Here is a 22,809-nt window from a genome sequence, read left to right as displayed (position 1 = left end):
CCGAAACATCCGAACTGGCGCCGGAGCCCTTACCCGGGCCGCACAACCCTCCCGACCTGCATCTGTAGGCCTCACATAAGTCCAGGTGGACGCGCATGTACAGGTATCTGTAAACGCCATCGAGACACTTGATCGATCACCGGAAATTCTTTTTCGGCGCCTCACTATTTGAGACCGGGGACCCCCTCGGAGACCCCTTCCGAAGAGAAGTCCCCGAACAACTTCCCTTTTGGTATGCCAGTTTCTAGGCTGTCGACCTCCGACGTTCCTCAGGAGGTCCCATGCGCACGCGCTGGCGCGCCCGTCACGTACTCGCCCACCAGGACGGTGGGCACGCTCTTCTGCGGGACGGCGAGGTGGTGTGGGAGGACGACGTCATCGTCTACGTCGGCCCGCACTACGAAGGCCCGGTCGACGTCGACCGCGACCTCGGCGACACCCTCGTCATGCCAGGTCTCATCGACCTGGACGCCCTCACCGACATCGACCACCTCGTCATCGACTCGTGGCACAGCCCCGAGCACGGGCGCGGACTCCAGTGGTCCCAGGACTACTTCGACCGCCGCCGCCGTGACGTCTTCACGCCCGAGGAGCGCGCCACGGTCCGCGCGTACGCCCTCGCGCAGCTCGCCCTGCACGGCATCACCACCTACATGCCGATCGCCTCCGAGGTGCACAGCTCCTGGGCCGAGCCCTACGACGAACTCGTCGCCATGGCCGAGACCTCGCGACAGATCGGACTGCGCGGCTACCTCGGGCCCGCGTACCGCTCGGGCGTGAACGTCGCGACGGCCGACGGCGGCCGTGACGTGGCCTTCCGCGAGGAGCTCGGCCGGGCGGGCCTCGCGGACGCCGTCCGCTTCCTCGACCACCTCGCCAAGCTGGACGACCCGCTGCTGACCGGGGTGCTGCTCCCCTGCCGCATCGAGACCCTCTCCGCGGAGCTGCTGCGCGCCACTGCGGAGACGGCCCGCAGCCGTGACGTCCTGGTCCGCCTGCACGCCCTGCAGGGCACCACGGAACGCGAGATCACCCAGCGCCGGCACGGCCTGACGCCTCTTCAACTCATCGAGGAGTCCGGCCTGTTCGAGGCCAGGCTGCTCATCCCGCACTCCGTGGTCATCGACCGCCACCCCACCCTGTTCGGCGAGGACCGCGGCGACCTGGACACGCTCGTCCGCTCCGGCGTCTCGGTCATCCACTGCCCGCAGACCTCCATGCGGTACGGGGAGGCACTGCACTCCTTCCGCGCCTACCGGGAGGCCGGGGTCAACCTCTGCCTCGGCACCGACTCCTTCCCGCCGGACCTGATCCGCGGCATGGACGCCGGCGTGCACCTCGCCAAGATCGTCGACGGGCGGCTCGACGCGGCGCCGGTCGAGCAGTACGTGGAGGCGGCCACGCTGGGCGGCGCCCGCGCCCTGGGCCGGTCCGACCTGGGCCGGCTCGAGCCCGGCGCCCAGGCCGACCTCGTCGCGTTCGACCTCGGCGACATCCGCGACGGCGTCCTGGACGACCCGGTCCGCACGTTCCTCCTCAACGGCACCGCGCGGCAGGCGACCCAGTCCGTCGTCGCTGGGCGGCCGGTCCTGGTCGACCGTGAGCTGCCCGGCGTCGACCTCGCCGGTCTCCAGCAGGAGGCGCAGCGCCTGTTCGACAAGATGCGGGCGGCGTACGGCGAGCGCGACCTGCTGGGCCGCGACCCCGAGACCCTGTTCCCGCCGACGTTCCCGCCGTTCCGGGACCGGTCGTGACGGCCGCCGCCGGGGCCCTCGCCGAGGCCCCGGACGAGGCACCCGCCCCCCGCCGGGGCGGGCCGGGCGCGGTGTCCCACGTGGACCGGGCCGAGGCCTTCATCCGGGCCGGGATCCACTCGGGCGCCTATCCGCAGGGCGGCCGGCTGCGCGAGCGGGAGCTGTCCGAGACGCTGGGCATCTCGCGGATCCCGGTGCGCGAGGCGCTGGTGCGGCTCGCGCAGGAGGGCCTCGTGCTGACGTCGCCGCGGCGCGGTGCCACGGTGCGCCGGCTGACCCTGCGCGATGTGAACGAGCTGTTCGACCTGCGGCTCAGCCTCGAGGTGTTCGCGGCGGGCCGGGCGGCGGAGCGCAGTGCGCAGGGGTACGAGCACCCCGCGCTGCAGCGGATCATGGACGAGGCCGAGGACGCGACCCGGCGCAACTCGCAAGCCGACATCGCCGCCGCGAACACCGATTTCCACGCCGAGATCATCACCATGACCGGCAACCGCCTCCTGCAGGCCTCGCTGCAGCCCTCGCTCGGCCTGATGCACTGGCTGTTCCGCCTCACCTCGACGGACGTCGGCCCCCGCCTGCACTGCGAGGAGCACAAGCGCATCTGCACGGCGGTGTACGCGGGCAAGGCGCAACTGGCCGAGGCGCTCTCGTACGCGCACATCGACATCCGCCGGGAGCCCACGCTGGAGGCCTTGGAGGGGGTGCTGCCGCCGCGGTGATCCGGTGCGCGGGGGCCTGCGGTCCCGGAGTGCGGGCCCGGGCCACTCGGACCCGCACTCCGGGACCTTGGTCCCGATTCCCCGCGCGGTCGGGGCGGGCAGAACCCGGGGGTCCCGGTGTCGCGTGACGGTGCCTCCGTACGCCGGGAGACGGACGACCGCGCCGAGGTGCCCGCCCCTTCAGGAAGACCTTGCTCATGCTCGACCACCGTTCCCCCCGTACGACCGGACTGCCCTTCGGCGCTCGCGCGGACGACGTCGCGGATCTCGCCGTGGCGGCGTTCACCCGCGAGGTGTTCCTGACGCCCAAGCCGGGCCTTCCCGACTGCCGCACGGCGCGGCTGCCCGCGAACTCGGTGTTCTCCTCGCTCATCGACGCCGGTGTCGGCCTGCACGGTGCCTTCCACGCGGCCGCGGGCGCCGGCCCGGACCTGGACCGGCTGGCCGCCGCGTGCCGCCTCGCGCAGGAGCGGGTGCCGTACGTCGCGTCCCTCAACGGCCTCGACGTCGCCGCCCGTCTGCTGTGTCTGCTCTCGGCGGCCTACGCGCAGGGCGCCACGAGCCCCGGCCAGGCCTGCCGCACGGCCCTCGGGCTCGATGAGCTGATCGAGCCGTCCGGCCCCTTCCACGACAGCTACCGCGCGATGTCCGGCACCGACAAACAGGAGGCCGTCGGCGTCGTCGAGGACGCGCTGACCTCGATCCGCGCGGCCCGCGCCCGGGGCGTCCCGGAGGAGACCGCGCAGCTGGACGCGCTGCTCGCGCTGATCACCGCCGTCGACGACGGGCGTGTGGTGCGCGAGAAGGGGCCCCTGGCGCTGCGCATGATCCAGCAGGACGCCACGGCGGTCCTTGACGCCGGCGGTACCGGTTCCGAGGAGGGGGCACGGCTCCTGGACGCGCTGGACGAGGAGATGACCCGTTACGGAATCTGCCCCGCCTCCAGCGGCGCCCTGCTCACGGCCCTGCTCTTCCTCGACTCGGTGGGCGAGCGGGCGCAGCCCGTCGCTCGCTGAGCGGCCCGTCAGACGCGCAGGGCGTCGGGGAAGTCCGTCCAGCGCAGTTCGTCGGGGAGATGGCTCACGTCGTTCAGGACGAGCACGCCGGCGGGGCGTCCGGGGGCGTAGCGGATGACGGTCAAGGCGGCGTTGCCGGGGTTCAGGCCGAGCCAGCGCCAGGCGGGGGCGTCGAGCGCGTCCCGCACGAGCCAGGCGACGAGGAAGCTGTGCGTCACGAGCAGCTCGTGACGGTCCTCGGCGCCGTCGGTCACGGGCCCGGTGAACCGGTCGAGGGCCTCCTGGGCCAGCCTGGCGCCCTCCGCGGCCTCCTCCTTGTCGACGCCGGAGAGGTGGTCGAGGAAGAAGTCGGCGCAGTCCTCGGGGAGTTCGTGCCGCTCGGGCAGATGAGGCACGTAGTCGCCGGCGACGTCGCTGGCGTGCAGCGGCACGTGGGCGCCGAGCTGTTCACCTATCAGGCGGGCGGTCTGCGTGGCACGCGGGAGCGGTCCGTGGTGGACGGCGGCGAAAGGGACGTCGCGCAGTCGTTCGCCGAGCAGGGTCGCCTGCCGCCGCCCGGTCTCGGTCAGCGGCGCGTCCTCCTCCCCCTCGGCCTGGCCGTGCCGGACCACGTACAGGTACCGCGTCGCCGTACCTCGCCTCACATGCGCCTCCTCGTTCCCCGCCGCACAGACATGCCCGCCGGTGTCGATCTTGTACGACGAGGGACGCGCCGCGGTGCGGGCCGGTTGCGTACGGCGGCCGGGTGATGTCGGGGTGAGCCGGGCTGCGCGGGGGCCGGTTCGGGACACATATCGGTGACACGTCAGTGGCACGTTCCCCCACTCCCAGGAGTCACCGGACCATGAAGCTCACCGCCAGCCCCTTCGCCCGCACCGCCCGGGCCCTCACGGGCGGTCTCCTCGCCGCCGCGGTCGTCACGGTCGGCGGCGCGGGCGCGGCCTCGGCCGCCGTCGCGGCGCCGGCGGCGCACGCCACGGCCACGCCGGGCGACGTGGCGCACAAGTACCTCACCGAGTCGACGCACCTGACGATCCGTGCCGCCGCGAAGGCCGCCGAAGCCGCGATGGACGCGGCCGTGGCGGAGGGCCAGCGCGTCTCGGTCGCCGTCGTGGACCGCAACGGCAACACGCTGGTGACGCTGCGCGGCGACGGCGCGGGCCCGCAGTCCTACGAGTCCGCCATCCGCAAGGCGTACACGGCGGTGTCGTTCAACGCCCCGACGTCGGTGCTGGTCGGGCGTCTTCAGCAGCAGCCGACCCTCAAGGACATCCCGGGCACGCTGTTCCTCGCGGGCGGCGTGCCGGTGACGGCCAAGGGCTCCCCGATCGCGGGCATCGGCGTGGCCGGCGCCCCGTCGGGCGACCTGGACGAGAAGTTCGCCCGCGCCGGGGCGGCGGCCCTGCGCCGCTGACCGGACGCCAGGAGTTCCGAAGGGGCCGGCTTCCCGCGGAGCCGGCCCCTTCGGCGTGCCCGTCCGGTGCTCAGCCGGGCACTCGCTGCCCGCAGGACTGACGGATCTTCAAGGTCGGGAGAAGCTCGGTCTGTTGGGTCGGCAGTGTGTCGCCATCCGTCAGCCGGCGCAGCAGCAGGTGCAGGGCCTCGGCGCCCACGGCGCGCTTCGGCGGGGCGACCGCGGTGAGCGGCGGGTCGGCGAGCGCCGCGTACACGTCGTCGTACGCGACGAGGGCGAGGTCGGCGGGGACGCCGAGGCCGTGGGTGCGCAGGAGCGCCGGGAGTTGGAGGGCGTCCTGGTCGTTGTGGACGAGGGCGGCCCGGACGCCGGAGGCCGCGGCCTCGGCGAGGCGGGTGGCCAGGGCGGCGGGGTCGCCGGGGCCGGGCACGTCGGTGACCGGCAGGACGTCGAGGCCGAGGAGGTCGACGGCCTCCTGGTAGCCGCGGCGCACGTCGCGGGCGGTGTACGTGTCGTCGCGGGCGGCGAGCAGCACGGCGCGGTGGCCGAGCCCGGCGAGGTGCCGCAGGGCGAGGAGGACGCCGTGACGGTGGTGGGAGCAGACGGCGTCGAGTTCGGCGGCGGGGCTGCCGAACTCGGCGCGGCGCTCCACCAGGACGGCGGGCACGGGGAGTTCGCCGAGCCACTCGGTGTCGCGGCCGGCCCGTCCGGGGTGCCAGTCGGGGGCGAGGAGCAGTCCGTCGACCTCGGACTCCAGCAGGCGCTGGACCTGGACGCGGTCGCTGTCCGCGCCGTAGGGGGCGATGCCGAGGACGAGGCGGGCCCCGGCGGCGGCCGCGGCCGCGCGGGCGCCGGCGACGACCTCGTCGAAGTACTGGCCGACGGTGGGCACGAGCATGCCGATCACGCGGTCGCGGCCCGGTTCCGCCCGGTCGTCGGTGAGGAGTTCGACGGAGCCGTGGGTGCGGCTGAGCCGTCCCTCGTCGGCGAGGGCGGCGACGTCGCGGCGCAGGGTGACCGCGGGGATGCCGAGGCGGTCGGCGAGGTCGACGACGCGGACGGCGCCGGTCCCGCGCAGTGCTTCCAGGATGCGGGTGCGGCGCGCTTGCGCGGACACGGTCATGGGCCCCTCCCCCGGCTCCGGCCCGCCGGTGGTCCGGCGGCCTCCCGACGCACCGTACCCGATCACTTCCGGTCATGTGATCGGGTACGGCACGAGGGGGAACGGTGCTTACAGGCCGGGGCCGTTGTAGGCGCCGCGGTGCGGCTTGACGGTCGTGGAGACGGGGTTGCCCCAGTAGTCGCGGCCGCCGTTGTCGGTGATGACCGAGCCGTTGTTCAGGGCCGGCGAGGTGGATGTGAGCTTGTACCCGTCGACGGAGTCGAGGGTGGAGCCGCCGGTGCCGGGGTTCACGAAGCCGGGGTCGCCGGTGATGCCGTTGGCGGTGGGCCGGGGCACGCCCTGGTAGACGTTCCACAGATAGGAGATGCCGGAGCCGGTGGGCAGCCGGGAGTCGGTGGTGCCGACCCAGATGTTGTTCTCGACGACGCTGGTGCCCGGCAGGGTGATGGAGAGCTTCTTGTCCGTGCAGTAGATGACGTTGTTGTAGAGGTGCAGAGCGGAGCGGCCGCTGCCGCCGCTGCTCATGCGGCAGTCGTTCTCGGAGATGTTGTAGCGGACGATCTCCTTGGCGGCGCCGCTGGTGCCGCAGCCGTCGCAGTCGAGGAAGAAGCCGCCGATGTTGTCGCGGCTGTAGTTGTACTGGACGGTGCAGTAACCGGTGTTGCCCCAGTCGCAGTCGAAGGCCTGGCTGTCGGCGACGGACATCCGGGTGGTGCTGTGGACGACGTTCTTCTGGATGGTCGGGTTGTGGTCGCCGAGGACCCAGATGCCGGCGAAGTTGCCGCCGGAGAACGGGTAGACGCCGTTGCCGGTGCCGGAGGCCACGTTGTACTGGATCATCGGGGACTCGGCGTAGCTGGCGATGACGGCGTCGCCGCCGACGTCGGTCACGGTGTTGCGCTCGACGAGGACGCCGTTGCCCTTGGTGGCCATGGCGCCGACGCGGATCTTGAGGCCGCCGCCCCCGGTGTTGCTGATCTTGTTGTCGTGCACGTGGACGTCGTTGAGCGTCGATCCGGTGCCGCTCGCGCCCGTGACGATGCCCGCGGACTGCACGTAGTCGTCGGTCGTCGGGGAGTTCTTGTTGGTCTGCCCGGCGACGCGGTCGATCACGAGGTTGCCGAGGTCGAAGCCGGTGTGGGCCTTGCCGTCGGTGGCGGACACGCGCAGTCCGGTGCGGCGGGCGAGGGTGCCGGCGGGGTTGGTGAGCTTGATGTCGCGGACCGTCCAGTGGTCCTGGTCGGTGAGGCGCATGGCGTCCGCCGCGCCGGCGCCGTCGACGGTGGGCGGGGTGCCGGTGCCGTAGGCGGTGACGGTGATCGGCGCGGCGGCGGTGCCGCTGCCGCGCGGCGCCAAAGTGCCGGTGCAGGTGGTCCCGGCGGCGAGGGCGAGGGTGTCGCCCGGCGCGTACGTCTTCGCGTTGGCCTGGGCAAGGCTGTTGTACGGGCTGCTCGATGTGCCGGTGCCGGGGGTGGCGGCCGAGCAGTCGACGTACGTCGTGACCCCGGCCGCGGCGGCCGGGGTGTCCTGGAGCGCGACCAGGCCGGCACCGGCGAGCGCGACCGCCAGGAGTGCTCGGCCCGGAGAACGCATGACCCTCATGGGTGCACCTCTCTGCTGGAAGTGCGCCAGAAACTAGGGCGGGCCCCTGATCGAGTCAATACGCTTCTAGCGTTCGATCGGATTCCGATCAATTGACCATCGAGCAGGGCCCGTTCGATCACTCCGAGCCGTCTCGTGCTCGGAGTTGACGGATTTCCGCACACTCCACGCAGGTCTTGTCACCCAAGCCGGTCGGGTGGACGATTACGGCCGTTCCTCCTCCGCAAGGCACTTCCGGCGTTCGGCACCTCCGGCCGTCGGACATGAAGCGTGCACGGACACGAGAGGACCCGACATGCGCTCCCCCACATCACGCACGTCCCCCACCACGTTCCCGCGCCCGTCCGGAAGACGGGGTCGCGGCGTGCTCGCGGCCGCGGGCGTGCTGGCGCTCGCCGCCGGGACCGGCCTGGCCACGGCCACCCCTGCCGCGGCCTCGGACACGCCGGGCTCGTACACGCATTACGGCTTTCCCTCCGGGACGGCCGGACTGGCCGACGTGACGTTCCGGACGACCGTCACCAAGGACGCGGGCCCCGCGTCGAACATCTTCTGGAGCCACCAGTTCGGCTTCACCGCGGGCAACGGCGCGTACACCGGCATGCAGTCCAACGGCCCGGGCCAGACCCGCACGTTCCTGTTCTCCGTGTGGGACGCCACCGAGGCGAGGACCGGCTCGGCCGGGAGCTACTGCCTGGACTTCGGCGGTGAGGGCGTCGGCAAGAGCTGCCGCCTGAAGACCGACTGGAAGGAGGGCGACACCTTCCGCACCCGGGTGGCGCACGAGGGCGACCGCTGGTTCGGCGTGACGGTCACGAACGAGACGACCGGAGCCTCCTTCAAGCTCGGCAGCATCCGCGCCGGCTCCACGCAGATCTCGCCGAACGGGATGGTGGACTGGGCGGAGTACTTCGAGTGGAACAACCCGAAGGCTTCCTGCGACGACCAGCCGTACTCGCAGGCCCGCTTCGGCGTGCCGGTCGGGAACGGCGGCGCGGTGACCGCGAGCGTCTCCTCCACCCAGGTCAGCTCGTCCTGCGCCGCGTACTCACGCGTCGACACGGTCTCCGGCGGCTCGGTGCAGACGAACGGGATCGGCAACTCGGTGCGCGGCCCGGTCACCGGACTCGGCGGCAAGGCCCTCGCCGGGGCGCAGAACACGTCCGGCTCGCCCGCGGTCGTCACCGGCCCGACCGGCGCGGCCGAGCAGGCGTGGGTGCTCGGCAAGGACGGCGCCCTGCACCTGATGGGCCAGGGCCTGTGCCTCGACGTGAAGGGCGGGGCGCAGACGAACGGGACCCCGGCGATCATGTGGACCTGCACGGGCGGTGCCAACCAGCAGTGGCGCGCCGAGAACGGGACCCTGCGCAACCCCGCCTCCGGCCGCTGCCTGGACATTCCGGGCAGCAACACCACCAACGGAACACAAGTCATCATCTGGGACTGTCAGGGCACTTCAAATCAGAAGTGGACGGTTCCGGTCGTTCCCTGACCGCTGTGCACCCCGCCGAGACCACTTCGTCACGCGGACTGAGATTTTCGTTATTACGTCATCGCCGCAGGGTCTCCATGATGTCGGACGAAACTCAGGCCGCGTGGGCCTGCGGGGCGGAGAGTGGACAGGGCATGGACAGCGAACGGCACACCGTGATGATCCGGGCGGCGCAGGGCGGGGACCAGCGGGCGCAGGACGAGGTGGTCGCCGCGTACCTCCCGCTCGTCTACAACGTGGTGGGCCGGGCGCTGCACGGGCACGCGGACGTGGACGACGTCGTGCAGGAGACGATGATCCGCGCCCTGTCCGGGCTGCCGTCGCTGCGCGCTCCCGAGCAGTTCCGGTCCTGGCTCGTGGCCATCGCCATGAACCAGGTGCGCAACCGCTGGCAGGCCCGGCAGGCGGCCCCTTCCTACGGGGAGCTGGGCGAGGCCCACGAGCTGGCGGACCCGGCGTCGGACTTCGTGAACCTGACGATCGTGCGCATGGGCCTGTCGGGGCAGCGCCGCGAGGTGGCGGAGGCGACCCGCTGGCTGGAGCCCGCGGACCGTGAGCTGCTGTCGCTGTGGTGGCTCGAGGCGGCCGGCGAGCTGACCCGCGCGGAGGTGGCCGCGGCGCTGGAACTGTCGCAGGCGCACACGGCCGTCCGCGTCCAGCGCATGAAGGAGCACCTGGAGAACGCGCGGGTGATCGTGCGGGCGATGTCCCGCGATCCGCGCTGCGCCCTTCTGGACGAGACGCTCGGCGCATGGGACGGGACGCCGTCGCCGCTGTGGCGCAAGCGGCTGGTCCGGCACGCCCGGTCCTGCACGGTCTGCTCCCGCTTCGGCGCGGGCCTGGTCCCGGCCGAGGGTCTTCTCGCGGGCCTGGGCCTGGTCCCGGTCGCCTCCGCCCTCGCCTACGGAGCCGTGCCGGACCCGGCGACAGGTCTCGCGGCGCACGGCTCGTCCCCGGACACGCTCGGCCTCCCCCTGCACGCAGAGCCGTACAGCCCCGGACCCGACCCGTTCGCCGCCGCCGCGTACAGCGAGACGCCGAGCGGCGGCGGCACCGGGGAGATACGCACGACGCCCCGCAGCCGCACCCGGCACGAGCGTCGGGCCCGGCGGCGGCGCACCGCGCTGCTCGGTGTCGCGGTGCTCGTCGCGGGCGGCGGCGCGGTCGGCGTGCTCACCCACCTCGGCCCGGACGAAGGGGCGGACACCGTGCGGACGCAGGCCGCGCCCGTGCCGTCCGAGACACCGGAGCCGAGCAGCGCGTCCCCCTCCGCGTCCGTGTCCCGCTCCGCCTCGCCCAAGGCCTCCCCGACGCGCAGTTCGGCCCGGCCGACGCGGGACAGGAAGAAGACCTCGGCGCCACCGCGCCCCGAGCCCACCCCGACGACGCGGCGCCCCGCGCCCCCCGCCCCGCCGAAGGCGCCGTCCGGCACCTTCGGCCAGCAGGTCACCGCACTGGTCAACACCGAGCGGGCGAAGAACGGCTGCGCGCCCGTGCGGCAGAACAGCACGCTCGACAAGGCGGCCCTCGGACACTCCGAGGACATGGCCGCGCGGAACTACTTCGACCACACCGACCCGGACGGCAACGACCCCGGCGACCGGATCACGGCCGCGGGCTACACCTGGTCCACGTACGGCGAGAACATCGCTCGCGGGCAGCAGACGCCCCAGCAGGTCATGGACGGGTGGATGAACAGCCCGGGGCACCGGGCGAACATCCTCAACTGCGCGTTCAAGGAGACAGGCGTCGGTGTCCATCAGGGCTCGGGCGGCCCGTGGTGGACGCAGGTGTTCGGGACGGCGCGCTGATCCGGCCGGCGGCGCGGTCGAGACCGTACCGCTGCTGGAAGAGCAGCGCGGCGCCCATGAGGACGGCGGGCAGCGCCGTGAACCCCCACAGCAGGGCCCGGAGCGCGGGGTCCGTCTGGGCGACGGCCGTGCCCTCGGCGGTGGAGACGAAGCCCGCCGCGGCGAGGACGGCCGCGTACACGTAGGGACCGACGGCGGTGCCGGTCGCCTCGGTCGCCGTCCAGACCCCGGTGTACGCGCCCGCGTCGAGCGGGTCGTCGGCGAGGACGATCTGCTGCCCTCCGTGGTGACGGGGGTGCGCAGCACGGTGCGGGAGGCGGCGGTGCTGCCCGCGGCGGACATCGCGGGGCACACCCGGGCGCTGCTCGTGGCGGCGACGCGGGCGCTGGCCGCGCGGCGCGGGCCGACGGAGGCGGAGCTGTCGTTCGTGGAGGAGCTGGGTTCGACGCGGGCCCGGCAGGGGGTGCCGATCGAGGCGGTGCTCGGGGCGATCCACGTCGCCGAGCGGGCCATCTGGTCGCGGGCCCGGGAGTCGGCGGCCGCGTGCGGCATCGAGGACGGGGTGCTGCTCGACGCGCGGGAGCTGTACGACGACTGGGCCCAGGCGGTGCGGGGCCGGCTGATCGCGGCGCACCGGGCCGCCGACACCGGGCGGCACACGGCGGGCGGCCGGGACCTGGCGGTGCTGCGGCGGCTCCTCGAAGGGGGTTCGGCGGCGACGCTGGCGGCGGCCGAGGCGGGCCTGCCGGCGGGCGGCGGCCTGTGGGTCCTGGTGGCGCGCCCCGACGACAGCGCGGTCGAGCAGGCGGTGCGGGATCAGGGTCCGGCGCTGCTCGCGCACGTGGACGGGCTCCTCGTCGGCGTCTTCGCGCGCCGTCCGGGGGCGCGGGCGGTGCGCGGCGACGGCCGGGCGGGGCTCGCGGGTCCGGCGGAGGCCGAGGAGCTGGGGACGGTACGGCGGCTGGCGCTGGCCGCGCTCACGGCGGCCGAGTCGACGGGGCGTGCGGGAGTGGTGCACGTGGCGGACGTCGCCGTGCTCGCCGCGGTCGCCGACCGGGCCGACCTCGCGGCGATGCTCACGGACCGGCACCGGGCGGCGTGGACGGCGCTCGGCGCGCACGCGGAGCCGGTGGCCTCGGCGGTGCGGGCCTGGCTGGAGTGCGGCCGCGACGTCACGGCGGCCGCCGAGCGGCTCTTCGTCCACCCCAACACGGTCCGCAACCGCGTCCAGCGCTTCGCCGACCTCACCGGGATCGACCCGGCGGACCCGTTCGGCGCGATGACGGCGTGGTGGCTGTGCCGGACGTGGCTCACGCCTGCCTGAGCCGGGGCGCCGCCTCAGGCGGCGAGTACCGGTCCGCCTTCGACGGCACGCACCAGCGGCGCGAGCCGCTCGTCCCCGGCCGCCTCCGCGAGGGCTTCACGAAGGGCCGCCTCGTTGGTGGGGCGGGCTTCGGCGAGGAGCTGGAGGCCCTGGTCGGAGACGTTGGTGTAGATGCCGCGCCGGTCGGTGGGGCACAGGTAGCGCATGAGCAGGCCGCGGTCCTCGAGGCGGGTGACGAGGCGGGTGGTGGCGCTCTGGCTGAGGACGACGGCGTCGGCGACCTGCTTCATCTGGAGGTGGCCGCCCTCTCCGTCGTGCTGGCGGCTGAGGACGTCCAGCAGGGAGTACTCGCGCACGCTGAGGTCGTGGCGGGACTGCAGGGCGCGCTCGATGTGGGCCTCGATCCTCCCGTGGAGCAGGGAGAGGGCGCACCAGCCCTGGGCGAGGGCGGTGAGTGCGGGGGCGGTTGCGGTCATGATGACCTCCTTCTGCTCCAATAGTTGCACACGCGGACTACATACATCCAGAGCTTCGTGCACTTGAATTTATCCCGCGCATGCAATTATTGTCTTCCAACGTAAGCGCTCCACGCAATCACTTGGAAGGTTGTCTCCATGCCTCTCGCGCTCTTGGCCCTGGCCATCGGGGCCTTCGGGATCGGCACCACCGAATTCGTGATCATGGGCGTGCTGCCCCAGGTCGCGGGAGACTTCGGCGTCACCATCCCCACCGCCGGCTGGCTCGTCTCCGGCTACGCGCTCGGCGTCGTCATCGGCGCCCCGCTGCTGACCGTCCTCGGCACCAAGGTGTCCCGCAAGAAGATGCTCATGGCCCTCATGGCGCTCTTCGTCGTCGGGAACACGCTCTCCGCTCTCGCCCCGACCTTCGGCCTCATGCTCGCCGGCCGGGTCGTCGCCTCCCTCGCGCACGGCGCGTTCTTCGGCATCGGCTCCGTCGTCGCCGCCGACCTCGTCGCCCCGCAGAAGAAGGCCTCGGCGATCTCCCTGATGTTCATGGGCCTGACCGTGGCCAACATCGTCGGCGTCCCCGGCGGCACGTACATCGGGCAGGCCGCGGGCTGGCGCGTCACGTTCCTCATCGTCGCCGCGCTCGGCATCATCGGCTTCCTCGGCGTCGCCAAGCTGGTCCCCGAGACCGGCCGGCCCGAATCGGTCAGCGTGCGCCGCGAGTTCGCCGCCTTCAAGAACGTCCAGGTCTGGCTCGCCATGGCGATGACCGTCCTCGGCTACGGCGGTGTGTTCGCCGCCATCACCTACATCACCCCGATGATGACCGAGGTCGCCGGCTTCACCGAGGGTGCCGTGACCTGGCTGCTCGTCCTGTTCGGGATCGGCATGTTCCTCGGCAACCTGCTGGGCGGCAAGTTCGCCGACCGGCGCCTGATGCCGATGCTGTTCACCGCCCTCGCCGGGCTGAGCGCCGCCCTGCTCCTCTTCACGGCGACCGCCCACAACAAGGTCCTCGCCGCGATCACCCTGTCCCTGATCGGCGCCCTCGGTTTCGCCACCGTGCCGCCGCTCCAGAAGTGGGTGCTCGACCAGGCCTCGGCCGCCCCGACCCTGGCCTCCGCCGCCAACATCGGCGCCTTCAACCTCGGCAACGCGCTGGCGGCCTGGCTCGGCGGCATCGTCATCACCGCGGGCCTCGGCTACACCTCCCCGAACTGGGTCGGTGCCATCCTCTCCGCGACGGCCCTGATCCTCGCCTTCGTCGCCGCCTACCTCGACCGCCGGTCCCGCCGCGCGTCGAGCCGCCTCATCACGGGTGCCGCCCAGCCGGCCCCCATCCAGGTCCCGGCATCCCGCTGACCCGTCGCAGGGGCCGGTCACTGTCGCCGGCACCCGCACCACAACACCCCGCACCAATCCAGAAGGACCCGCACCCATGAGCACCACCGCCCCCACCGTCACCCCCCTCACCACCACCGAGGCCGAGAGCCTCGTCTCCGCAGCCCGCCGGGCCGCCGAGGACGCCGGGGTCGCTGTCAGCGTCACCGTCCTCGACGCCGGCGGCCACCTCCTCGCCTTCCGCCGCGACGACCGGGCCGTGCTGATCTCCGGCGAGACCAGCACCCGCAAGGCCTACACCGCCCTCCAGCTCGACGCCCCCACGGCCGACCTGGTGGACCTGGTCAAGCCCGAGGGCCCGTTCCACTCCCTGCCCACCGCCCTCGACAAGCCGCTCCTGTTCATCGCCGGCGGCCTCCCCCTGCACCGCGACGGCCGTCTGATCGGCGCGATCGGCGTCGGCGGCGGCACCCCGGACCAGGACCACGGCTTCGCCGGCACCGCGCTCGCCGAGCTCGCCCGATGACCAGCCGCACCCCGCAGGAGGTCTTCGCCGACCACGGCGCCCGCCTGGGCACCGGCGACCTCGACCTCGTCAGCCGGAACTACACCGAGGACGCCGTCTTCGTCACCCCCGACGGGGTCCTCACCGGACGCGCCGGAGTCCAGCGGGGCATCGGCCGCCTCCTGGCCGATCTCCCGGACGCCGACTGGCAGCTGACCCCGACCTTCGCCGGGAACGTGCTGTTCCTCCAGTGGACCGCCACCACCGGCACCCACGAGGTCACCGACGGCGTCGACACGTTCGTCTTCCGCGACGGACTCATCAGCGCCCAGACCGTCCGCTACACCCTCACCACCCGCACCGCCTGAAAGGCCCCACGCACCATGGCACCCGTCAGCATCCCCACCGTCACCCTGAACAACGGCGTCGAGATCCCCCAGCTCGGCTTCGGCGTCTTCCAGGTCCCCGACGCCGAGACCACCGCCGCGGTCGCCGCCGCCCTCGAGGCCGGCTACCGCTCCATCGACACCGCCGCGATCTACGGCAACGAGGCGGGCGTCGGCAAGGCCCTCGCCGAGTCCGGCATCGCCCGCGAGGACCTGTGCGTCACCACGAAGCTGTGGAACGCCGACCAGGGCTACCAGGCCACGCTCGACGCCTTCGACGCCAGCCTCGCCAAGCTCGGCCTCGACTACGTCGACCTGTACCTGATCCACTGGCCGACCCCGGCCCGCGACCTGTACCGCGAGACGTGGAAGGCCATCGAGAAGCTGGTCGCCGACGGCCGCGTCCGCGCCGCCGGTGTCTCCAACTTCCAGCCCGCGCACCTCGACCGCCTGATCGAGGGCTCCGAGCTGGTCCCGGCCGTCAACCAGATCGAGCTGCACCCCGGCCTCCAGCAGAGCGAGCTGCGCGCGAAGCACACCGCGCTCGGCATCGCCACCGAGGCCTGGAGCCCGCTCGCCCAGGGCGCCGTCCTCAAGGACGAAGCGATCACCACGATCGCCGCCCGTCACGGCAAGTCCCCGGCCCAGGTCGTCCTGCGCTGGCACCTCCAGCTCGGCAACGTCGTGATCCCCAAGTCGGTGACGCCCGCCCGCATCCGCGAGAACCTCGACGTCTTCGACTTCACCCTCACCGACGACGAGATGACCGCGATCTCCGGCCTCGACCGCGACCTGCGCACCGGCCCGCACCCCGACGAGCTGAACTGACCCACCCGGCCCGGACGGGGCGGCGCACCCCTCACGCAGGAGCAGACGCCGCCCCGCCCGGGCCGCACCATTTCCCCTCACTCCCGAAAGCCGTACGTGTGATGTCTGCCGCCCCCACCGCCCTGAACCGGCTCGTGAACCCCGAGGGCCTGCCGACCCTGGGTCTCGAACTGCCCCTCGACAACGACTGGGGCCCGACCCGGCTGCGCGCCGCCCAGACCTCCGGCGCCCCGTTCGGCGTCCCCGACCTCACCCGCCACGCCGAACTGGCCCGCCTTGCCGACGAGTCGGGTTTCGCAGGGCTGTGGGTGCGGGACGTTCCGCTGTACGACCCGGAGCACTTCGGTGACGCCGGCTCCGTCTTCGAGACGTTCACGCACCTCGGGCATCTGGCGGCCGTGACCCGGCGGGCCGTGCTCGGCACCGCTGCCGTCGTGCTGCCGCTGCGCCGTCCGATCCTCGTCGCCAAGGCCGCGGCCACCGTGGACGTGCTGTCGGGCGGCCGTTTCGTACTGGGTCTCGCGAGCGGTGACCGGCCCGTCGAGTACCCCTTGTTCGGCGAGGACTTCCACGCGCGCGGTGCCACGTTCCGCCAGGGCGTCGAGACGCTGCGCGCCGCGTGGGCACGGCACGCCGAAGGTTCCGGGATGGAGCTGCCGGAGCTGGGGCTCGGCGCCGACCGCCGTCTCGACGTCCTGCCGAAGCCGACCGGCGCGAGCGTGCCGATCGCCGTCGCCGGGCACGCCCAGCAGTCCGCCGAGTGGATCGCCCGGAACGCGGACGCCTCGCTCAACTACCCGCGCCCGCTCGGGGCCTTGCGCCTCAAGACGCGGGAGTGGCGGGAGCTGACGGGGAACGACACGGCCAAGCCGTACCTGACGCCCATGCAACTGGATCTCGCCCGGGACCCGGACGCCGCCGCGACGCCGATCCGGCTCGGCCTGCGGGCCGGCGCTCATGCTCTCGTCGAGCATCTGGCCGCGATGGGCGAACTGGGCGTCGCCCACGTCTCGTTCAACCTCCGCCCCGGTGACCGGCCCGTCGAGGAGGTCCTCCACGAGCTCGCCGAGACGGTCCTGCCGCACTTCCCCTCCCCCGGCACGGCCGGGGATGCCGGTGCGGACCCGGACGGATCCGGGTCCGCACCGGCGCCGGATCAGCTCCCGGCGTTCCGCTCGAACGCGGCGAACGCGGCTTCCTGACGCCACTCGGTGCGCGCCTTCGGGCTGTCGGCGAGCAGTGCGCGGCAGGACCGCGTCCGCACCGGCAGGCCGGGGCGCTCACCCTGACAGGCCGGGACCGCCCGGTACCCGTCGGCGGTCGGGTTCCCGCGCCACACGCTGGTGCCGGGCAGGAACGCGTACTCCAGGGAGGCGCGGGCCAGGTCCTTCAGCTCCGGGTACGACAGGGCGTAGGTCTTCGCGGCGTACTGGTACTCGTGCGTGATGTCGATGCGCGAGATGCCCTGGTCGTCCGTGGACAGGACGATCGGCACCCCGTAGGAGCGGTACGTCTCGAAGGGGTGCTCGGCGCCCTTGACCCCGAGGATCTGGGCGTTGCTGGTGAAGGGGACCTCGACGGCGGTCTCGCGGTCGGCCATCCGGCGGGCGGTGCGCTGCCAGTTGTTCTCGTGGACCAGGTCGACGCCGTGACCGACGCGCTCGGTGCGGGCCACGTCGACGGCTTCCTGGATGTGGAACTTCAGGTCCTCGGGCTTGACGAGCCCCGGCCACAACTCGCCCGCGTGCAGGGTGACATGGGCCTTCGGGTAGACCTCGCGCAGGTACTTCAGCATGCGCATCTGGAGGCTGTAGTTCTCCAGCGAGCTGTCCCAGTCCTCGGGCTGTACGAGGTTCACGGCGACGAAGCGGCCGTCGCGCTCGGCGAGCCGCATCCCGAGCGCCATCTGCGTGAAGACGCGCTCGGGTGAACTGCCGCGCGAGACCTGGGAGATCCAGCGCACGGTGAGGTCGCAGCCGGGGCGGGCCTGCGCCGTGCCGCAGTGCGAGGTGGTGCGGAACTCGGCGTCGCCGTCGTCCGCCTCCTTGCGGGACTCGGCGACGAGCGCGTCGAGTCGGCCGCCGGCCAGGAGCTTGCGGTGCAGCGCGGCGAGGTCGGCGTCCCAGCCCACCTCGTTCGCGAGCTTCTTGGCGCCGTCGGACGCCGGGCTGACCATGGTCTCCAGATAGAACTGGTTCTGCCGTACGGACTCGTCGGCGACCTGGGAGAGCAGCTTGCCGCGGTTGCGCCAGGTGACCTCGCCGAACTTGCCGAAGGTGTCGAAGAAGTGGTCGTGGCCGTTCTGGTCCGCCGGGAAGTCCTGCATGGACCAGGCGCGCACGAGGTCGTCGTGGAAGGCGCGGTCGGTGCGGGCGTCGGCGGCGGGGCGGGTGCCGGGGCCGCAGGGCGGGGGCACGGCGGTCATCGTGGAGTCGATGCAGAGCCCGTCCTGCGCGGCGAGCTCGATGAGGTACTCGGTGGAGACAGCGCCCGACAGGTGGTTGTGCAGGTCACCGCCCTTGGGCAGGGCCCGGAAGAAGGAGCGGAGCCGGTCGGGGCTGTCGCGGAGCGAGGTGAGGTAGGCGTCCGTGCGTGCCTCGGCGGCGGTCGCGGGCCGCGGTGCGGACCAGGCCGGCTTCGCGTCGGCGGGCCGTGCGTCGGCGGGGCCCGCGGCCAGCGGCGAGAGGACCGCCAGCGCGGCGGCGGCTGCCGGAACGGCCCAGAGGCGTACGGAACTTCGAGGGTTCAGGTTCACCGGAGCATGATCGTCCGCCCGGACGGCGCGGCAGGGCGTAACGGGCCGCGCGGGCTCCTTAACCACCCGTCCGAGTGATCATGCGGGGCCGCCGTGCGGGCCCGGCACCCCGGTCTCAGGACGCGGCGCGGCGCTGCGGCACGTACGGGGCCGGGGGCCGGCTCGGGGCGGGCGCGGTCCTTTGCGGGCGTCCCAGCCCTCCGGGCGGGGCGCCGCCGGGCGCGTGCTTGCGTTCCTGCTTCCACTCGGCGAGGAGCGCGTCGTAGATCGGTGTGTCGGAGGCGACGCCGCCCGGCGTGCCCTCCGATCCACCGGCGGCGGCCGGAGGGGGCGGCGCACCCGATTCGGCGGAAACGATTCTTCTCACGTCCTTCATGGCATCCATGAACGAACAATCCCGGCCACGAGACACCCACCTTCCCGGTACTGACCGCAATCGATCCCTTTCGATCGCGGCCAGTCCATGAGACGTACGCGAATGACATCCCGAGGGCGTCCGCGTACCCGGACCGTCACGGCAGGCGCAGCTCCACGCGGAGTGGGCGGTGGTCCGAGGCCGTTTCGGGGAGGACTTCGGCCGCGCGGGGCCGGATGCCGGGTGAGGCCAGGACGTAGTCGATGCGTTCCGTCGGGTTCAGGGCGTCGTACGTGAAGCCGTCGCCCTGGCCGGCCTCCGGCCAGGTGTCCTTGAGTCGCTCCGTCAGGGCGACGACCTCCGGGGTGTCGGGAGTGGCGTTGAGGTCGCCGACCAGGACGGTGGGCCGGGTCGACGTCTTCACGATGTCGTCGATGGCCTTGACCTGGGAGAGGCGCTCCGCCTGGGAGGTGTGCTCCAGGTGGGTGTTGAGGAAGCGCAGGGTCGTGCCCCGCACCATGACGTCGGCCTCCAGGAGCCCGCGCTGCTCGCCCGTCGCCGAGCGCGGCAGCAGCGTGTTGTGCGCGCTCAGGATCGGGAAGCGGGACAGGATCGCCGTGCCGTACTGGCGCCGCGGGTCGCCGGGCTCGGCCGGGTCCTCGTCCAGGTTGGCGCCGTAGGTGACGTGCAGGTCCAGGCGGTCGGCGAGCCACTGGGCCTGGTCGGCGAAGTCGCTGCGTCCGGACCAGTGCCGGTCCACCTCCTGGAGTCCGATCACGTCGGCGCCGGAGTCGGCGATCACCTTCGCCGTGCGGGCGAGATCGAGAGCGTCGGCCGGGTCGGCGCCGTGATGGATGTTGAACGTCAGGACCGTGACATCACGGCTCGGCACCGGCGCGGCACCCGCCGCCGGGGCCACCCCGACCGCCGTGAGCGCCACCGCGGCGAGCACCGCGCATCTGCTCCAGACCCGGGACACACGAGGTTCACGAGACACAGCACACCTCCGAAATCAAACAGAACCAACAGAACCGCAGAAACAACTGATGCTTGACGGGGAGTCATTGAACACATCCGCGCGTGGTCAAACACCCAACCGGCGTATTGCGTAGGGATGTTCTGTTCGTGACATGTGCGGCGCGCCAGAGTTCGGAGGTTTCACGGATCCGTCCGTGCACGGCTCTTGACGATCGCGTCGGGCCACCCCGACGATATCCAAACTCCTTTAACTAAAGGCCATTTACTTAATCGGAGGCGAGCACACGTGACCGTCCCGCGCCGCCGTCCGGCCGAGCGCACCAAGGCGAGCGCCGCGGACAGCCGGGTCCACAACCGCGCGCTCGTGCTGTCGACGCTCTATCACCGGGGCGCCATGAGCCGGTCGGAGATCGCCCGCACGGTGGGGCTCACCGCGCCCACCGTGTCGGCCCTGGTCGCCGACCTGGAGGGCGACGGCCTGCTCACCGACATCGGCCCCCGCAAGGGCAACCGGCTCGGCAAGCCCGCGAACCTGATGGCGATCGACGACGCCGCGGCGCACGTCCTGGCGCTCGACCTGTCCGCCGACGGCCAGTTCGAAGGTGCCGTCCTGGATCTGCGCGGCAAGGTCGTCGCCCGCGCCCGCACGCCCTACGACGACGCCGTCGGAGAGGCCGCGGCCGAGCGCGTGACGCGCCTCGTCGAGGAGTTGGCGGAGCTGGCACCGGGCCGGGTGCTCGGCATCGGGGTCGGGTCCCCGGGCATCATCGGCGTGGACGGCCTGGTCCACTTCGCGGGCCACTTCGACTGGCGTGAACTCCCGCTCGCCGCACGGCTCTCCGAACGCTTCGGTGTCCCCGCGTACGTCGGCAACGACGTCAACGTCGCGGCCCTCGCCGTGCTGCGCTTCCGCGAGGCCAAGACCCAGAACCTGATGGCGATCACCATCGAGCACGGGGTGGGCGCGGGCCTGGTCGTGGGCGGCGAGCTGGTCGAGGGCGAGCAGTTCGCGGCCGGTGAGATCGGGCACGTGACGGTCGTCGAGGACGGCGAGCCCTGCGTCTGCGGACACCGCGGCTGCCTGGAGCCCCTCATCGACGCGGCGCGACTGCGTGAACGGCTGGCGGGCCGGGACGCGGCCGGGCGCACCGAGGTCCTCACCGCCGCCGGACGCGCCCTCGGCATCGCGCTCGCCCCGATCAGCAGCGTGCTCAACCTCAACGAGATCGCCCTGCTCGGCCCGCCCGACCTCGTGGAGGGCCCCTTCCTGGAGTCCGCCGCCGCGACCGTCCGGGCCCGTACGTACGCGCCGATAGGGGCCGCGCTGACCATGCGGTCGCTGGCCGGCGACTCCGATCTGATCCTGCTCGGCGCCGCCGGCCTCGTCCTCGCGGGCGAGCTCGGCGTGTGGTGAACGCACCGCGGCACGAAGACTTCCCGTCCTGACCTCTTCCAGGAGTTCCCATGACACGTACGGCCCGTACGACCCGTAGGACGACGCGCGCGAGGCGCGTACCGCTCGGCGGGACGATCGCGGTGGTCGTGGCCGCCTCGCTCACGGCGACCGCCTGCTCCGGATCGGCGGGACGCGACGGGGGCGGCGACGGCAAGCAGCGCGCGGTGCCCGTCGTGAAGGCGAAGGGCAAGACGCTCACCGTGTGGGTGATGGACGGCGACTACTCCGAGGCCACGCGCAAGGCGATGAAGGACCGCTTCACGCAGCAGACCGGCGCCGACGTGAAGATCGAGGTGCAGAACTGGGACGGCATCACCACCAAGATCACCACCGCGCTCGCCACGTCGACGCCGCCGGACGTCATCGACATCGGCAACACCCAGGTGGCGAGCTTCGCGGCGAGCGGCGGCCTGATGGACCTGACCCCGTACGCGAAGGACCTGCGCCAGGGCCAGGAGTGGCTGGACGGTCTGGAGGAGCCGGCGACGGTGGACGGGCGGCTGTACGCGGCGCCGTCCTTCGCGGGCGCCCGCGCCGTGATCTACAACAAGAAGCTCTGGGACGCGGCCGGGGTGAAGGCCGCCCCGACCACGTACGACGAGCTGAAGAAGGCGCTGCGCAAGGTCCGCGAGGCGCACCCCGCGCGGGACTTCTCCCCCTTCTACCTGCCGGGCAAGTACTGGCACACGGGCGTGCAGTGGGTGTGGGACGCGGGCGGTGACGTGGCCGCGCAGGACGGCAAGGCGTGGAAGGGGGCGCTCGGCTCCGGCGCGGCGCAGAAGGGGCTTGCCGAGTACAAGGCGTTCCAGAACGAGTTCTCGGCGCCGTCGACGCGCACGATCGACACGCTGAACCCGGACCAGACGCGGGTCTTCGCGGACGGCAGGGCGTCGGCGATCAGCGCGACGAACGTGACGATCGACCTCATCAAGAAGGCGAACCCGAAGATCAAGGACGCGGATCTCGGGACCTTCCCGCTCCCGGGCGCGTCGGGAGAGTCTCAGCCGGTCATGCTGGGCGGCTCCGACTGGGGCGTCGCGGCCAAGAGCGCGCACCAGGATCTGGCGCTGCAGTGGGTGAAGATCGCCACGGATCCCGCGGTGCAGACGGAGTGGGTCGCGGGCCGCGACGGCTGGATCCCGAACAGCGAGGGCGCGGTCAAGGCGGCCGGGGAGAAGGCCGATCCGCTGCTGCGCCCCTTCTTCGACGCGGCGCTGCGCTCGAAGGCGACGCCGGCCTCGGCGAACTGGGCGCAGCTCGAGGGCAACAAGGACATCGACAAGGTCTTCTCGTCCGTCGCCTCCGGTTCGCGTTCGCCGAAGCAGGCCGCGGGCACCTTCGACACGACGGCCGGCAAGGTGCTCAATGCCGGGGACTGACCAGGCGGTGGGGGGGGGGGGCCCCCCCCCCCCCCCCCCCCCCCCCCCCCCCCCCCCCCCCCCCCGCCGGGCCCCCCCCCCCCCCCCCCCCCCCCGGCGGCCGG

The 22,809-nt window shown here is 72.7% G+C and carries 22 protein-coding genes; 14 read left to right on the top strand and 8 right to left on the bottom strand.

Annotation, left to right across the window (positions count from 1 at the left end):
• The first annotated feature begins 281 nt into the window (after window positions 1-281).
• From ACIBTU_RS06905 to ACIBTU_RS06895, 3 genes are all read left to right on the top strand, one after another.
• Entirely contained in the window at window positions 282-1,754 is a 1,473-nt protein-coding gene (locus ACIBTU_RS06905; RefSeq protein WP_399124874.1) for a chlorohydrolase family protein, read from the top strand.
• A gap of 71 nt (window positions 1,755-1,825) precedes the next feature.
• Window positions 1,826-2,473 (top strand): GntR family transcriptional regulator, encoded by a 648-nt coding sequence (locus ACIBTU_RS06900; protein WP_399125366.1) that lies wholly within the window; start codon window positions 1,826-1,828, stop codon window positions 2,471-2,473.
• Window positions 2,474-2,670: 197 nt separating this feature from the next.
• Window positions 2,671-3,489 (top strand): triphosphoribosyl-dephospho-CoA synthase, encoded by an 819-nt coding sequence (locus ACIBTU_RS06895; RefSeq protein WP_399124873.1) that lies wholly within the window; start codon window positions 2,671-2,673, stop codon window positions 3,487-3,489.
• An 8-nt stretch (window positions 3,490-3,497) separates the two neighbouring features.
• Here the strand turns inward: ACIBTU_RS06895 and ACIBTU_RS06890 are convergent, their stop codons facing one another.
• Window positions 3,498-4,133 carry a histidine phosphatase family protein gene (locus tag ACIBTU_RS06890; protein ID WP_399124872.1) on the bottom strand — a complete coding sequence of 212 codons (636 nt, stop codon included), beginning with the start codon at window positions 4,131-4,133 and terminating at the stop codon, window positions 3,498-3,500.
• A gap of 200 nt (window positions 4,134-4,333) precedes the next feature.
• Between ACIBTU_RS06890 and ACIBTU_RS06885 the strand changes: the two genes are divergently transcribed.
• Window positions 4,334-4,903 carry a heme-binding protein gene (locus ACIBTU_RS06885; RefSeq protein WP_399124871.1) on the top strand — a complete coding sequence of 190 codons (570 nt, stop codon included), beginning with the start codon at window positions 4,334-4,336 and terminating at the stop codon, window positions 4,901-4,903.
• 70 nt (window positions 4,904-4,973) lie between these two features.
• On the opposite strand, the gene ACIBTU_RS06880 is transcribed toward ACIBTU_RS06885, so the two are convergent.
• Both ACIBTU_RS06880 and ACIBTU_RS06875 read right to left on the bottom strand, forming a co-directional pair.
• Window positions 4,974-6,026: a substrate-binding domain-containing protein gene (locus tag ACIBTU_RS06880; protein ID WP_399124870.1), complete on the bottom strand. Its 1,053-nt coding sequence runs from the start codon at window positions 6,024-6,026 to the stop codon at window positions 4,974-4,976.
• A 108-nt stretch (window positions 6,027-6,134) separates the two neighbouring features.
• Window positions 6,135-7,619 (bottom strand): right-handed parallel beta-helix repeat-containing protein, encoded by a 1,485-nt coding sequence (locus tag ACIBTU_RS06875; RefSeq protein ID WP_399124869.1) that lies wholly within the window; start codon window positions 7,617-7,619, stop codon window positions 6,135-6,137.
• A gap of 373 nt (window positions 7,620-7,992) precedes the next feature.
• Here ACIBTU_RS06875 and ACIBTU_RS06870 point away from each other — a divergent pair, with 373 nt between their 5' ends.
• Complete coding sequence (locus ACIBTU_RS06870) at window positions 7,993-9,120, top strand: RICIN domain-containing protein (protein WP_399124868.1); 1,128 nt, start codon at window positions 7,993-7,995, stop codon at window positions 9,118-9,120.
• Window positions 9,121-9,254: 134 nt separating this feature from the next.
• Entirely contained in the window at window positions 9,255-10,931 is a 1,677-nt protein-coding gene (locus ACIBTU_RS06865) for a sigma-70 family RNA polymerase sigma factor (protein ID WP_399125364.1), read from the top strand.
• Here ACIBTU_RS06865 and ACIBTU_RS06860 read toward each other — a convergent pair.
• Window positions 10,855-11,283 (bottom strand): MFS transporter, encoded by a 429-nt coding sequence (locus ACIBTU_RS06860; protein ID WP_399124867.1) that lies wholly within the window; start codon window positions 11,281-11,283, stop codon window positions 10,855-10,857. The two genes, ACIBTU_RS06865 and ACIBTU_RS06860, sit on opposite strands and share 77 nt — an antisense overlap.
• On the opposite strand from ACIBTU_RS06860, the gene ACIBTU_RS06855 reads away from it, so the two are divergent.
• Window positions 11,254-12,255 (top strand): helix-turn-helix domain-containing protein, encoded by a 1,002-nt coding sequence (locus ACIBTU_RS06855; protein ID WP_399124866.1) that lies wholly within the window; start codon window positions 11,254-11,256, stop codon window positions 12,253-12,255. The two genes, ACIBTU_RS06860 and ACIBTU_RS06855, sit on opposite strands and share 30 nt — an antisense overlap.
• Window positions 12,256-12,269: 14 nt before the next feature.
• Here the strand turns inward: ACIBTU_RS06855 and ACIBTU_RS06850 are convergent, their stop codons facing one another.
• Window positions 12,270-12,731: a MarR family winged helix-turn-helix transcriptional regulator gene (locus ACIBTU_RS06850; RefSeq protein WP_399124865.1), complete on the bottom strand. Its 462-nt coding sequence runs from the start codon at window positions 12,729-12,731 to the stop codon at window positions 12,270-12,272.
• Window positions 12,732-12,869: 138 nt separating this feature from the next.
• Here ACIBTU_RS06850 and ACIBTU_RS06845 point away from each other — a divergent pair, with 138 nt between their 5' ends.
• The 5 genes from ACIBTU_RS06845 to ACIBTU_RS06825 all read left to right on the top strand — a co-directional run bounded on the left by ACIBTU_RS06845 (window position 12,870) and on the right by ACIBTU_RS06825 (window position 16,984).
• Window positions 12,870-14,084, top strand: a complete 1,215-nt coding sequence (locus tag ACIBTU_RS06845) for an MFS transporter (RefSeq protein WP_399124864.1) — start codon at window positions 12,870-12,872, stop codon at window positions 14,082-14,084.
• 76 nt (window positions 14,085-14,160) lie between these two features.
• The gene (locus ACIBTU_RS06840) at window positions 14,161-14,589 is read left to right on the top strand and encodes a heme-binding protein (protein ID WP_399124863.1); all 429 of its coding nucleotides are present in this window, start codon (window positions 14,161-14,163) and stop codon (window positions 14,587-14,589) included.
• Entirely contained in the window at window positions 14,586-14,936 is a 351-nt protein-coding gene (locus ACIBTU_RS06835; protein ID WP_399124861.1) for a nuclear transport factor 2 family protein, read from the top strand. Before ACIBTU_RS06840 ends, ACIBTU_RS06835 begins: the two co-directional genes overlap by 4 nt.
• A 15-nt stretch (window positions 14,937-14,951) precedes the next feature.
• A complete protein-coding gene (locus tag ACIBTU_RS06830; protein WP_399124860.1) occupies window positions 14,952-15,782 on the top strand; it encodes an aldo/keto reductase in 831 nt (276 codons plus the stop codon).
• Between the two features lie 101 nt (window positions 15,783-15,883).
• Complete coding sequence (locus ACIBTU_RS06825; RefSeq protein WP_399124859.1) at window positions 15,884-16,984, top strand: TIGR03571 family LLM class oxidoreductase; 1,101 nt, start codon at window positions 15,884-15,886, stop codon at window positions 16,982-16,984.
• Here the strand turns inward: ACIBTU_RS06825 and ACIBTU_RS06820 are convergent.
• From ACIBTU_RS06820 to ACIBTU_RS06810, 3 genes are all read right to left on the bottom strand, one after another.
• Window positions 16,939-18,537 (bottom strand): adenosine deaminase, encoded by a 1,599-nt coding sequence (locus ACIBTU_RS06820; protein ID WP_399124858.1) that lies wholly within the window; start codon window positions 18,535-18,537, stop codon window positions 16,939-16,941. The two genes, ACIBTU_RS06825 and ACIBTU_RS06820, sit on opposite strands and share 46 nt — an antisense overlap.
• Window positions 18,538-18,652: 115 nt before the next feature.
• Window positions 18,653-18,904 (bottom strand): hypothetical protein, encoded by a 252-nt coding sequence (locus tag ACIBTU_RS06815; RefSeq protein WP_399124857.1) that lies wholly within the window; start codon window positions 18,902-18,904, stop codon window positions 18,653-18,655.
• 145 nt (window positions 18,905-19,049) lie between these two features.
• A complete protein-coding gene (locus ACIBTU_RS06810; RefSeq protein WP_399124856.1) occupies window positions 19,050-19,844 on the bottom strand; it encodes an endonuclease/exonuclease/phosphatase family protein in 795 nt (264 codons plus the stop codon).
• Between the two features lie 312 nt (window positions 19,845-20,156).
• Between ACIBTU_RS06810 and ACIBTU_RS06805 the strand changes: the two genes are divergently transcribed.
• Both ACIBTU_RS06805 and ACIBTU_RS06800 read left to right on the top strand, forming a co-directional pair.
• Complete coding sequence (locus ACIBTU_RS06805) at window positions 20,157-21,284, top strand: ROK family protein (protein ID WP_399124855.1); 1,128 nt, start codon at window positions 20,157-20,159, stop codon at window positions 21,282-21,284.
• 50 nt (window positions 21,285-21,334) lie between these two features.
• Window positions 21,335-22,705: an extracellular solute-binding protein gene (locus ACIBTU_RS06800; RefSeq protein ID WP_399124853.1), complete on the top strand. Its 1,371-nt coding sequence runs from the start codon at window positions 21,335-21,337 to the stop codon at window positions 22,703-22,705.
• The last annotated feature ends 104 nt before the right edge of the window (window positions 22,706-22,809 follow it).

The organism is Streptomyces sp. NPDC050145, from assembly GCF_044460245.1.
Classification (GTDB): Bacteria; Actinomycetota; Actinomycetes; order Streptomycetales; family Streptomycetaceae; genus Streptomyces.
Note: the sequence above shows the minus strand (reverse complement) of the source record. Positions and strands in the feature narration are given on the sequence as shown.